The sequence below is a fragment of the Micromonospora sp. R311 genome, assembly GCF_056780015.1.
In genome coordinates this window covers 182,866-194,950 of sequence record NZ_JBSWCE010000008.1, presented here as the reverse complement: position 1 = coordinate 194,950, position 12,085 = coordinate 182,866, and the positions used below count along the sequence as shown (strand labels likewise).

The window sequence follows — 12,085 nt, the reverse complement described above, 5'->3', positions numbered from 1 at the left end:
TCGCGGTCCTCGGTGGTTTCTTCGCTACGAATCGGGTACGACGATGCTGTGGGGACTAGGCCTCGGTGAGCACCTTGTCGAGCAGCGTCTCCGCCTCGTCCTTGGTGCTCTTCTCGGCCAGCGCGACCTCGCCGACGAGAATGTCGCGGGCCTTGGCGAGCATGCGCTTCTCGCCCGCGGAAAGACCCCGCTCCCGCTCCCGGCGCCACAGGTCGCGGACGACCTCGGCCACCTTCAGCGGATTGCCGGAGGCCAGCTTCTCCAGATTCGCCTTGTAACGCCGCGACCAGTTGGTCGGCTCCTCGGTGTGCGGAGCCCGGAGAACGTCGAAGACCTTGCCCAGGCCCTCTTCGCCGACCACCTCGCGCACACCCACGATCTCGGCGTTCTCAGCGGGTACCCGGACCGTCAGGTCACCCTGCGCGACCCTCAGGACGAGGTACTGCTTAGGCTCGCCCTTGATGACCCGAGTCTCGATTGCCTCGATGAGTGCGGCCCCGTGGTGGGGGTAAACAACGGTCTCGCCGACACTGAAAACCATAGGTTCGAAACCCCTTTCGCTGTGTCTAGGGTAACACGCTCAGGCACCGATGTCTCACCGCTGTCCTGACCGTTGGCGCAGCTCAGGGGCCCTGTGAGAGGTATTTCTTCAGCTTGACAGGCCGTCAAACCGATGGTTTGAACACGCTCCGTGAGGTGTGGATGACGTCCCGGTACGGATGACGCGAACGTCGAGATCAAGGGCTATGCGCTCGTCCCATGGTATCCCGCTGGGCCCCGGCGCGCCCAGGTGTAGCGGCAGGAGGCCCGGTGCGGGACGCTGGAGGGACGAGCCGCTGTCCGCTCCCGAGCCGTTTCAGGGGGGTCCGATGGGCAAGCCTGACGCCGAGGGCCCCGGGCTGCCCGACCTGCCCCCGGAGTGGGGCCGGGTGGTCGTCCCGGACGACGCCTCCGCGCTCGCCGAGGAGGCCGCGCGGATCCGCCGCGAGCTGCGCCGGGCCGGCCGCGCCCACCCCCCGCTCGCCTTCCCGCTGCTCGTCCTGCTGGTCGCGGTGCTCACCACGGTCGCCGGGCTGTTCGTCGTGACCTGGCCCCGCTCGGCCCGCACCGACCAGCCGACCGTGGCGCCCCGGCCGACGCCGGCCGACCTGACCGGCCGCTCCCTGCCGGCGCTGGACCTGGTCGACGCCGGGCAGTCACCGGTGCCGCTGCGGGGCCTGCTGCCCGCGGCGATCGTCCTGGTCGACGGGTGTGCCTGCCCGGACCGGGTGGCCGAGGCCGCGGCCGCCGCGCCGGCCGGGGTCACCGTGGTGAGCGTCGCCGGCGGCCTGGCCGGCACCCCGCCGCCCGCCCCGGGCGTCCGCCCGCTCGCCGACCCGGCCGGCGGGCTGCGCTCGTTCCTGCATCTGCCGGCCCGCCCCGGCACCGCCAGCGTGCTCCTGGTGGACCGTTCCGGCGTGCTGGTGCGGGTGGTGCCCGAGGTCCGGTCGGTCGAGGACTACCGGGCCGACCTGGCCCGCCTCGCCCGCTGACCGCTCCCGGCCGGTCGGGCGCCGGTCAGGGCACCACGACCAGTCGCGCCTCGACCCGGACCGGTTCGGCGCCGGCGGTCGAGAGGGTGACCCGGAGCGGCCCGCCCCGGCCGGTCACCTGGGTGGTGACCAGCGAGCCGTCGCAGCCGCTGGTCAACGGGTCGCCAGCCCGTGCGCCGATGACCGAGACCAGCAGCTCGCCCGGCCCGGTGCAGCGGAACTGGAGCACGTGGCGGGCGCCGTACTGGCCGGCGGTCTGCCGGGTGACCGGGCGCTGCGGGGTGAGGGTGGCCCGCTCCCGCCAGACGAGGTCGTCGGGCCGGTCGAGCCAGCCGTCGTCGTCGTAGCTCGGGAAGGGTTCGACGGGGCCGACGGCCGACCGGCGGTCGACGGGTAGGGCGGCGCCGGTGGCCGGGTCGACCCGGAAGGTGAGTGCGCGGTCCGAGTCCCGGACCACCACCTGACGGCGGGAGTCGGACGCGGCGGCCGGCGCCGTGGCCGGCGCGGGGTTGGCCGGCTCGTTCGCCCGCCACCACCAGGCGCCCGTGATCAGGGCGGTCACCGTCAGACCGGCCAGCACGCCCGTCCGCAACCGGTCGCCGAACCCGGCCGGGGGCCGGTGGCCACCCTCCGCCGGCCGGTGCTCCGCCTCGGCGTCCATGCGGCGAGGGTAACCGTCGCCCGCCCGGCTCGTCGCGCTCAGTCCCGCCGTTCGAGCAGGGCGGCGTAGAGGGTCAGGCCCGGTCCGAACGCCAGCATCAGCACCCGCCCCGGCGGCACCGCCGCCCGGTGCAGCCGGTCCAGGATCAGCAGGACGGTCGGGGACGAGCAGTTGCCGTGCTCGTCCAGGGTGGCCCGGGAGGCGGCCAGCCCCGCCGGGGGCAGCGCCAGCTCGCGCTCCACCACGTTGAGGATGCGTGGCCCGCCGGGGTGCACGGCCCAGCCGTCCACCCCGGACAGCGTCGCGCCGTGCCGGTCCAGCAGGTCGTCGACCAGCCCCCGGACGTGGGTGGAGAGCACCTGCGGCACCTTCGGCGACAGCCCCATCCGGAAGCCGGTGTCGGTGACGTCCCAGGTCATGTGGTCGGCGGTCGAGGTGTCGGTGACCGAGGTGACCTCGCGCACCGCGTACCCCCGGCCGTCGGGCACCACCACGGCGGCGACCGCCGCGTCCGAGAAGAGCGCGTGCGAGACGATCTGCTGGGTGTCCACCCGGGCGCTGGAGGGCTGGATGTGCAGGCTGGTCAGCTCGGCGCAGAGCAGCAGCGCCGGCCGGCCCCGGGCGGTGACGAAGTCGCTCGCCGCGCCCAGCCCGGGCAGGGCGGCGTAGCAGCCCATGTGGCCGACGAACATCCGCTGGGTCTCCGGCGCCATGCCCAGGTCGCGGGCGAGCAGGATGTCCAGCCCCGGGGTGGCGTAGCCGGTGCACGAGCAGACGATGAAGAGCCCGACGTCGCCGGCGGCGAGCCCGGCCGCGGTGAGCGCCCGCCCCACCGCCTCCTTACCCAGCGGCAGCGCCTCCACCTGGTAGCGGCGCATCCGGCGTTCGGTCGGCCAGTCGGAGACGTCCTCGAGCAGCGGGTTGACCGCGGCCTGCCGCCGGCTCACCCCGGAGTGCGCGAAGATCCGCTGCGCCAGCGCCCGGGTGGTGCCGGTGAAGTGCCGGGAGAAGAACCCGTCCCACAGCTCGTCCTGCGCGGCGGACGGCGGCTGCGCCGTACCGAGACCCGCGATCACTGGCACGGCCACCATGCTCCACCTCTCGTCGTGGTCCCCTGCACGTCCACCATGGCGTCCCCGGTCCACGCCGCGCGCCGGGCCGGTGAACTCCTCGTGTTCACCAACGAGGCGCCGACCCGTCGCGGTCCGGGTCGCCGCCGAGCGCCGCGATGCCGAGCCAGTCGGCGCACACGTCGGAGGTGGCCGGGTGCAGCGACCCGCACCGCGCGTCCCGGTAGAGCCGCTCCAGGGGATGGCCGCGGCGGGTGGCCGAGGTGCCGGCCGCCTCCAGCATGGACGCCGCGACGTCGGCGGCCGTGGTGCCGGCGAGCAGCTTGGCCCGCCACACCCAGCGGTTGGTCTCGGCGTCGCCCGGCGCCTCGTCCACCCGACGGGCCGCCTCGGCGACCACCAGCTGCGCCGCCGCCACCGCGGCGTCGGCCCGGCCGAGCCGGGCGCGGACCGCGGGCAGCCCGGCCAGGTTGCGGGCGTTGAGGTGCTCGGCCGCCGCCTCGACCGCCGCCCGGGCCACCCCGACGTAGACCGCGGCGTAGCTGGCCACCAGCCAGTGCGGCATGAGCTGGGCGACCACCAGGGCCAGCCCCTCCACGCCGCCGAGCAGCCGGTCGGCCGGCACGGTCACGTCCAGGTGCAGGTCGTGCGAGGCGGTCGCGCGCATGCCGAGCGAGTCCCAGCTCGGCTCCACGGTCAGGCCGTCCGGCCCGGCCGGCACCAGGAACTGGGAGACCACCGACTGGTCCCCGACGGCGCGCGCGGCCACCAGGTAACCGTCGGCGTGCCCGGCGCCGGAGCAGAACGTCTTGCTGCCCTTGATCCGGTAGCCGCCGTCGACCGGCTCGTAGACCGTGGCCAGCTGGGAGAGGCGGGCCCCGGCGCCGCGCTCGCTCATCGCCACCGCGTACCAGGAGCTCTGGGCGGCGGCGGAGAGCAGCCGGTCGCGGGCGGCCAGCGCCTCGTCCGGCACCCCGAGCGCCGCGGCCAGCTCCTCGGTGACCGCGCCGAGCGCGCCGGTGACCGAGGCGTGCATGTTGAACACCAGGGCGGTGGCGCCGTTGCCCCGGGCCAGCTCCGTGGCGACCGCGGCGTACTCGGCGAACGTGGCGCCCATCCCGCCCAGCTCGCGGGGGACCATCAGGCCGAAGAGCCCGGCCTCCCGCAGGTCGTGGAAGTCCGCGACCGGGAACGAGCCGTCCCGGTCGTGCTCCCCCGCCCGAGCGGCGAACCGCGGCGCCAACCGCCGGGCCGCCTCCAGCGCGTGCAGCGTCATACCGCCCCCTCCTCGGCCCTGTCCATACCCCCGTACGGACCGGGCTACCCGCTTCGTGTTCCACGCCCCTGGTAGAGCACCGCCGTGGACCAGGTCGGCACGATCCGGGGCGGCCGACCGGCGTCCGTCGCGTCCGGACGGTCGCCGGCCCGCATCCGCCGCAGCAGCCAGCCGAGCAGGCCGCCGATCGCCGGCCGGACGCCCCGCAGCCGCAGCGCCACGCCGTGCCGGGCGCACTCCGCCACCAGCGCGCGGGCGTCCACGAACAACCGTGGGTCGTGGATCCCGCGCGGCACCGTGGGCAGCCGCTCGGCGATCCGGACGGCGAGCAGCCGGCTCAGCGCGGTGTCGTTCAGGGTGTCCAGCACCAGCAGGCCGCCGGGCCGGAGCAGCCGGCAGGCCTCGGCCACCGCGCGCCGCCAGTCCGGCACGTGCTCCAGCAGCTCACCGGCGGCCACCACGTCCGCGCAGCCGTCGGCCAGCGGCACCGCCGTCGCGTCCCCCTGGACCACCGTCACGCCGTGCTCGGCGGCCTGCGTCAGGGCGGAGCGGGTGAGGTCCACCCCGACGTGCCGGTAGCCCTTGCCGGCCAGGTGCGGGGCGAGCAGCCCGGCACCGCAGCCCAGGTCGACCAGGAGCGCGCCGGACCGGGCCGCCGGCGGCACCAGCGCGGCCCGGGCCTCGGCCAGCCAGTGCAGCATGGCGAACGCGCCGTCCGGCCGCCACCACTCGCCGGCCAGGTCGTCGTACTGGCGCGGATCGTTGCGCGGCAGGGTCCGACCCGCGTCTCGCATGGCTCCGAGCGTGGCACGACTCACCGGTAACGACCAGACTTCCGTTATGTCGTCAACGGTGTTAGGGCTGGTCAGGGCGAGCCATCCGGAACCGGCCGCGGCGGTCACCACAGTGGCCGGTCTGCTGGCCGCCGGGGTCGGGCACCGGCCGTCCGGGGTGGTCGCGGTGGTGCTCACCGTGCTGGCCAGCCAACTCGCGGTCGGCTGGGCCAACGACGCGCTCGACGCCGACCGGGACGCCACGGTGGGGCGTACCGACAAGCCGGTCGCCGCGGGCGCGGTCGGCCGGCGCGCGGTCGCCCTGGCCGCGACGGCGGCCGCGCTGGCCACCCCGGCGCTGGCCCTGGCCACGAACCCGGTGGCGGCGCTCTGCGCCACCGCCGGCCTGGTCTCCGCGCTGCTCTACGACTGGCCGTTGAAGTCCAGCCCGCTCTCGGTGCTGCCCTACGCGGTCTCCTTCGGGTCGCTGCCCGCCTTCGTGGTGCTGGCGCTGCCCGGCGCGCCGGCGCCGCCGGGCTGGCTGGTCGCCGCCGCGGCCTGCCTGGGCGCCGGCGCGCACTTCGCCAACGTGCTGCCCGACCTCGCCGACGACGCCCGGACCGGGGTGCGCGGGCTGCCGCACCGGCTCGGGCCGGCCGGCAGCCGGGTGGCCGCCGCCGGGCTGCTGCTCGCGGCGACCGCCACCCTGGTCGTCGGGCCGCCCGGGCCGCCGTCGGGGGTCGGCCTCGCCGCGGTCGCGGCCGCCGTCGTGGTGCCGCCGCTGAGCTGGTACGGCGGGCGCGCCACGGCCCGGGCCGGCGGCCGCCCGGTGGCCGCCTTCCGGGCGGTCATGCTGGTGGCCCTGATCGACGTGGTGCTGCTGGTCAGCAGCGGTCGGGTGGTCTGAGGATCCGCCCGGCAGGTGGCATCCCCGGGTCGGCGTGCGGGCCTCGATCAGCCCCAACTACCCTGGAGCGCGGTCTGCGCGGGCAGGGCCACCGTGCCCGGGCACAGGACCGGGTGGGATCGTGACGAGGAGGACCGACGTGACGCGCTCGATCAGGGGTTCCCGGCGGGCGGCCCTGCTGCTGTCCGGGATGGCGGCGGCGACCGGACTGCTGCTGTCCGGGTGCGGCGCCGGCCAGGTCTCCGAGACCGCCAACAAGGAGCCGTCGGTCCAGGGCGTCAACCTCTCGGCCGGCAACGGCGAGTACGCGGTCCGTGGCCTGCTGGTCGAGTACCCCGGCGTCGAGGGCTACAAGGCCGGCGCGAACGCGCTGCTCAACGCCGTGATCTACAACGACTCGCCGAACCCGGTCACGGTCACCGTGCACAGCCAGGACGCCCGCGAGGTGGTGATCACCGGCGACGGCGCGGCGGCCAGCCCGTCCGCCACCCCGTCGGAGGAGGCCCACCCGACGGCCACGCCGTCGGAGACCGGGTCGGCCAGCCCGTCCGGCTCGGCCAGCCCGTCCGGCTCGGCCTCGCCGTCGGAGTCGGCGTCGCCGTCGGCGACCCCGTCCGCCCCGGCCGGCCAGCCGGCCCGGATCGAGATCCCGCCGCTGAGCTATGTGCAGCTCAACACCGAGGCGGACCAGATCCTCCAGCTCATCGGGCTGGACGAGGCGCTCCGTTCCGGGCAGAACGTCTTCGTCACCTTCGACTTCGGCAACGGCGTCGCCATCACCGGCCCGGCGCCGATCGCCGTGCCGCTCACCCCGGCGGCGCCCCCGTCGCCGATCATCGAGCGCGAGGGCGGCTACGAGGGTCAGGAGAACGGCGGCGGTCACGGCGGCTCCGACCACTGACCGCTCCCAGCAGGATCGCCGGACACCGGCGGCGTGGCGACCACCACGCCGCCGGTGTTTTCGTCGTACGGGGGGACTAACGTCCCGGTGTGACCACCTCCCGATCGACCTCACCGCGCGCCGGGGCGGCCGGGCGCGGCCGCGGGGCCGCCCGTGAGCCCCGCCCGGCCTACGAGTGCGACGCCTGCGGACACCAGCCGCCCAAGTGGGTCGGGCGCTGCCCGGAGTGCGGCGAGTGGGGCTCGGTGGTCGAGTGCACGGTGACCGGCCCGACCGTCTCCGGGCGGGTGGTCAGCTCCCGGATGCCGGCCGAGCCGGCCCGGCCGATCGCCACCATCAGCGCCGCGCCCGCCCGGGCCCGGCCGACCGGCGTGAGCGAGCTCGACCGGGTGCTCGGCGGCGGCCTGGTCCCCGGCGCGGTGGTGCTGCTCGCCGGTGAACCGGGGGTCGGCAAGTCCACCCTGCTGCTCGACGTGGCCCAGCAGTGGGCGGCCGGCGCGGGCAGCCCGTCGCTGGTGGTCAGCGGCGAGGAGTCGGTCAGCCAGGTGCGGCTGCGGGCCGAGCGGATGGGCACCCTGCACGACCAGCTCTACCTGGCCGCCGAGAGCGACCTGGCCGCGGTGCTCGGGCACCTCGACGCGGTGCAGCCCGGCCTGCTGGTGCTCGACTCGGTGCAGACCATCTCGACCACCGGCACCGAGGGCGTGCCCGGCGGGGTGACCCAGGTCCGGGCGGTCACCGCCGCGCTGGTCGCGGTCGCCAAGGAGCGCGGCATCGCCACCGTGCTGGTCGGCCACGTGACCAAGGACGGTCAGGTCGCCGGCCCCCGGGTGCTGGAGCACCTGGTCGACGTGGTGCTGCACTTCGAGGGCGACAAGCACTCCTCGCTGCGGATGGTGCGCGGCGTCAAGAACCGGTTCGGCGCCGCCGACGAGGTCGGCTGCTTCGAGATGCACGAGGGCGGCATCAGCAGCCTGGCCGACCCGTCCGGGCTCTTCCTGACCCGCTACTCGGAGCCGGTGCCGGGCACCTGCGTGACGGTGGCGATGGAGGGGCGGCGGGCCCTGGTCACCGAGGTGCAGGCGCTGATCGGCGCGACCGTCGCCGGCTCCCCCCGGCGGACGGTCTCCGGGCTCGACTCGGCCCGGCTGGCGATGGTGCTGGCGGTGCTGCAACGGCGTACCGAACGGCTGACCCTGCACGACCGGGAGGTCTTCGCGGCCACCGTCGGCGGCATCCGGGTGGTGGAGCCGGCGGCCGACCTCGCCGTCGCCCTCGCGGTCGCCTCCGGCGGCCTCAACCTGGCCATCGCCCCGCACCTGGTGGCGATCGGCGAGGTCGGGCTGACCGGCGAGGTCCGGCGGGTCGGCGCGGTGCCCCGCCGGCTGGCTGAGGCGGCCCGGCTGGGCTTCCGACACGCTCTCGTGCCGCCGGGTTGCGGCCCGGAGAGCACCGGCGTGGGCCCCGAGCAGATGCGCGTGACAGAGGTCACGGACGTCCGGGCGGCGCTCCAGGCGGCGGCCCGGGCGTCCGCGGAGTGATCGGCGGCGCCCGGCGGGCGGGGCGGCCGGGGCGATACCGGGCATGCCGCGCCCGTTGTCCCGCACCACGCGCACCGGACATCGCGACACATCACAGTAACCACGACAGCACCCACCGCAGGGCAGTCCGTAGACTGTGCCCGTGCCGATCGACCGCGATACCACCAAGCCTGCCGGCGCGACGCCCCACGCCCGCACCGGCGCCGTGGGCTCGCCCGCCCGTCCGATCAGCGTCAACGTGACCGGGGGCGGCAGCTCCGCCGGCGATCCGCTCCGGGCCAACCTCGCACTCATGGCGCCCGGCACCGCGCTGCGCGACGGGCTGGAACGGATCCTGCGCGGCCGGACGGGCGCGCTGATCGTCCTCGGCTACGACAAGGTCGTCGAGGGGCTCTGCACCGGCGGGTTCCCGCTGGACGTCGAGTTCTCCGCCACCCGGGTCCGGGAGCTGTGCAAGATGGACGGCGCCGTCGTGCTCTCCAGCGACGGCACCCGGATCGTCCGGGCCGCGGTGCACCTGATGCCCGACCCGACCATTCCCACCGAGGAGTCCGGCACCCGGCATCGCACCGCCGAGCGGGTCGCCCGGCAGACCGGCTACCCGGTCATCTCGGTCAGCCAGTCCATGCGGATCATCAGCCTCTACGTCAACGGCCAGCGGCACGTGCTGGACGACTCGGCGGCGATCCTGTCCCGGGCCAACCAGGCGCTGGCCACGCTGGAGCGCTACAAGCTGCGGCTGGACGAGGTCTCCGGCACCCTCTCCGCGCTCGAGATCGAGGACCTGGTCACCGTGCGCGACGCGGTGGCGGTGGTGCAGCGGCTGGAGATGGTCCGCCGGATCGCCGACGAGATCGCCGGCTACGTGGTAGAGCTGGGCACCGACGGCCGGCTGCTGGCCCTCCAGCTCGACGAGCTGATGGCCGGCGTGGACGCCGACCGCACCCTGGTCATCCGGGACTACCTCCCGGTCGGCCGCAAGTCCCGCACCCTCGACGAGGCGCTGGTCGAGCTGGACCTGCTCGGCGCCACCGAGCTGATCGACCTGGTCTCGGTGGCCAAGGCGATCGGCTACCCGGCCGCTTCCGACGCCCTGGACGCCGCGGTGAGCCCGCGCGGCTTCCGGCTGCTGGCCAAGGTGCCCCGGCTGCCGGCCGCGGTGGTGGACCGGCTGGTGCTGCACTTCGGCAGCCTCCAGCGGCTGCTCGGCGCGACGGTGGAGGACCTCCAGGCCGTCGAGGGGGTGGGCGACGCCCGCGCCCGCGGCGTCCGCGAGGGGCTGTCCCGGCTCGCCGAGGCGTCCATCCTGGAACGCTACGTCTGACCGGTCCGCGTCCCCGGTCGGGGGTCGTCGGGCGGGTGCGGATCAGCCGGTGAGGGTGAGCTTGACCGGTTCGCTGAGCTTGCTGCCGACCCGGGCGAAGACCTGGTACGTCCCGGCCGGCGGCGCCTCGCCCGCGGCCACCCCGTTCGCGCACCGGCTGGACGCCTTGCCGTTCCAGCCGACCTGGTAGGACCGCTCGAAGCCGGGCGTGAAGGACTGCACGTCCGAGCCCTTCCCGGTGCCGCAGGTGTCGGACGACCAGATCTTCTCGGCCCCGGACTTGATGAACAGCTCCTGCACGTCGGCGCCGACGTCACGGCTACAGGTCCGCTCGGACCGGTTCTTGATCTTCAGCTGGAGGTCGACGGTCGCGCCGCGGACCGCCGTCGCGGGCCGGGCCACCGGGGTCACGGTGATCTCGGCGTCCGTGCAGGTGCCGTCGTCGACCACCGGCGCTCCCGGGACGGGGCCGTTGGTGACGGTCGGCTCGACCGACGGGTCGGCCGAGCCCGCGTCACCCGACGGCGGTGCGCCGGTCTGCGGGGTGAGCACCGACCCGCTCGGTTCCGGCGTGGCGGCGGACGACGTGGCGCCGGCGGTCGGCTGGGCGTCGCCGGTCGACCGCGGGTCCGGGTCCGAGCCGGTGCACGAGTAGAGCAGGACAATCAGGAAGAGAAGCCCCGCTCCGAGTACGACGGCGCGACGCCGCCAGTAAACGGCGGGTGGCAGGGGGCCGACCGTCAGACGCATGATGCCCCCACCGTAGCGGCGTACCGCACCACAGCCCGCCGCGACGCGCCGGGGTGTCGACTGCTCACCGGATCAACCCTCCACTCACGACAGTGCCGTCCCGCGCGGTGTGGCCGGTCCGCGCCCCGTCGCGCCCCGCCGGGGCGGCCGCCGGCATCCGGCTCAGAGATAGACCTTGCGCTGGTAGACGGCGTGCGCACCGGCGACCCGGTCGAGGAAGAGCAACCCGGCGCAGTGGTCGATCTCGTGTTGCAGGGCCCGCGCCTCGAACCCGTCGGTCACCAGCCGGACGGGCGCGCCGGTGCCGGGCAGGGCGGCCTCCACCACCAGCCGGCTGGCCCGCTTGACGTCGCCGGTCAGGTCGGGCACGGACATGCACCCCTCGCGTCCCGGCTTCCACCGGGTCGCCTCGACCACCCGGGCGTTGCAGAGCACGAAGGTGCCGTGCACGGTGACCGCCTTCGGATGGCCGGTGACGTCGACCGCGAACACCTGCGCACCCACCCCGACCTGCGGGGCGGCCAGGCCGACGCAGCCCGGCGACACGCGCATGGTGGCGATCAGATCGGCGGCCAGCCGCACAGTCTCCGCGGCGGTCGGGTCCACCTCGCCGCCGGCCCGGCTCAGCACCGGGTGCGGGGCGGCCACCACCGGGCGCACCTCGCCCGGCACGGTCAGCGCCTCCGGGGTCCAGTCGCCCAGGCCGGCGTACCCGTCGACGTCCGGGCCGCGCTCGTCGCCGGTCACAACAGATCCGGGTCGGCCGGCCGGAGGGTCACCTCGACGCCCAGCTCGGCGGCGGCCTCGGCCAGCCGGCCGGCGAGCGTGTCGGCGGTTCCGGGCGGCAGGTCCACCTCGGCGACGACCACGTAGAGCGTCCCGGCCAGCCGGGTGCTCAGATCGGTGACGTTGCCGCCCGCGTCGGCGAGCACCCGGGTCATCGCCGCGACGATGCCCATCCGGTCGGCACCGTGCACCGCCATCACGTACGGCTCACCGCCCGGGGCCAGCTCACCGTCCGGGGTGACCGCCCGGACGGTCGCCAGCAGCTGGCCGTCGGCGGCGAGCGGGGCCAGGGCGGCCTCGACCTCGGCGGCGGCCGGGCCGACGCAGATCAGGGTCATCGCGAAGTGCCCCCGCAGCCGGGTCATCGTGCTGTCGGTGAGGTTCGCGCCGAGCCGGGCCAGCACCTCGGCGACGTCGGCCACGATGCCCGGCCGGTCCCGGCCGATGACGGTGATCGCGAGCTCGTTCATCCGGGCATTCTGCCCGATCCGCCCGCGGCCGCCGCGCCGCCCCGCCCGGGCCGCCCGATCGGCGGGACCACCGCGCGTGACATCATCGGCCCCG

Annotated in this window: 13 protein-coding genes; 5 read left to right on the top strand and 8 right to left on the bottom strand. The window is 75.5% G+C overall.

Translation table 11 applies throughout. The features are described 5' to 3' along the window. Positions 1–55: 55 nt before the first annotated feature. Positions 56–541 (bottom strand): CarD family transcriptional regulator, encoded by a 486-nt coding sequence (locus tag AC1WTP_RS09335; RefSeq protein ID WP_007073334.1) that lies wholly within the window; start codon positions 539–541, stop codon positions 56–58. Between the two features lie 328 nt (positions 542–869). On the opposite strand from AC1WTP_RS09335, the gene AC1WTP_RS09330 reads away from it, so the two are divergent. After that, entirely contained in the window at positions 870–1,532 is a 663-nt protein-coding gene (locus AC1WTP_RS09330; RefSeq protein ID WP_481648809.1) for a hypothetical protein, read from the top strand. 25 nt (positions 1,533–1,557) lie between these two features. On the opposite strand, the gene AC1WTP_RS09325 is transcribed toward AC1WTP_RS09330, so the two are convergent. The 4 genes from AC1WTP_RS09325 to AC1WTP_RS09310 all read right to left on the bottom strand — a co-directional run bounded on the left by AC1WTP_RS09325 (position 1,558) and on the right by AC1WTP_RS09310 (position 5,333). After that, complete coding sequence (locus AC1WTP_RS09325) at positions 1,558–2,193, bottom strand: hypothetical protein (protein ID WP_481648808.1); 636 nt, start codon at positions 2,191–2,193, stop codon at positions 1,558–1,560. Positions 2,194–2,231: 38 nt separating this feature from the next. Next, positions 2,232–3,284 (bottom strand): type III polyketide synthase, encoded by a 1,053-nt coding sequence (locus AC1WTP_RS09320; RefSeq protein WP_481648807.1) that lies wholly within the window; start codon positions 3,282–3,284, stop codon positions 2,232–2,234. Positions 3,285–3,369: 85 nt separating this feature from the next. After that, a complete protein-coding gene (locus tag AC1WTP_RS09315) occupies positions 3,370–4,539 on the bottom strand; it encodes an acyl-CoA dehydrogenase family protein (protein WP_481648806.1) in 1,170 nt (389 codons plus the stop codon). Positions 4,540–4,583: 44 nt separating this feature from the next. After that, positions 4,584–5,333 carry a methyltransferase domain-containing protein gene (locus AC1WTP_RS09310; RefSeq protein ID WP_481648805.1) on the bottom strand — a complete coding sequence of 250 codons (750 nt, stop codon included), beginning with the start codon at positions 5,331–5,333 and terminating at the stop codon, positions 4,584–4,586. A 46-nt stretch (positions 5,334–5,379) separates the two neighbouring features. Between AC1WTP_RS09310 and AC1WTP_RS09305 the strand changes: the two genes are divergently transcribed. The 4 genes from AC1WTP_RS09305 to disA all read left to right on the top strand — a co-directional run bounded on the left by AC1WTP_RS09305 (position 5,380) and on the right by disA (position 9,985). Then, entirely contained in the window at positions 5,380–6,219 is an 840-nt protein-coding gene (locus tag AC1WTP_RS09305; protein ID WP_481648804.1) for a UbiA family prenyltransferase, read from the top strand. 139 nt (positions 6,220–6,358) lie between these two features. After that, entirely contained in the window at positions 6,359–7,120 is a 762-nt protein-coding gene (locus tag AC1WTP_RS09300) for a hypothetical protein (protein ID WP_481648803.1), read from the top strand. A gap of 89 nt (positions 7,121–7,209) precedes the next feature. Next, complete coding sequence (gene radA / locus AC1WTP_RS09295) at positions 7,210–8,661, top strand: DNA repair protein RadA (RefSeq protein ID WP_481648802.1); 1,452 nt, start codon at positions 7,210–7,212, stop codon at positions 8,659–8,661. A gap of 142 nt (positions 8,662–8,803) precedes the next feature. Next, on the top strand, positions 8,804–9,985 hold the full coding sequence (gene disA / locus AC1WTP_RS09290) for a DNA integrity scanning diadenylate cyclase DisA (RefSeq protein ID WP_447134079.1): 1,182 nt from the start codon (positions 8,804–8,806) through the stop codon (positions 9,983–9,985). Between the two features lie 42 nt (positions 9,986–10,027). On the opposite strand, the gene AC1WTP_RS09285 is transcribed toward disA, so the two are convergent. From AC1WTP_RS09285 to AC1WTP_RS09275, 3 genes are all read right to left on the bottom strand, one after another. Continuing rightward, the gene (locus tag AC1WTP_RS09285) at positions 10,028–10,735 is read right to left on the bottom strand and encodes a hypothetical protein (RefSeq protein WP_481648801.1); all 708 of its coding nucleotides are present in this window, start codon (positions 10,733–10,735) and stop codon (positions 10,028–10,030) included. 162 nt (positions 10,736–10,897) lie between these two features. Beyond that, positions 10,898–11,482: a peptide deformylase gene (locus AC1WTP_RS09280; RefSeq protein ID WP_481648800.1), complete on the bottom strand. Its 585-nt coding sequence runs from the start codon at positions 11,480–11,482 to the stop codon at positions 10,898–10,900. Then, positions 11,479–11,991: a glycine cleavage system transcriptional repressor gene (locus AC1WTP_RS09275; RefSeq protein WP_481648799.1), complete on the bottom strand. Its 513-nt coding sequence runs from the start codon at positions 11,989–11,991 to the stop codon at positions 11,479–11,481. Before AC1WTP_RS09275 ends, AC1WTP_RS09280 begins: the two co-directional genes overlap by 4 nt. Positions 11,992–12,085: the final 94 nt, after the last annotated feature.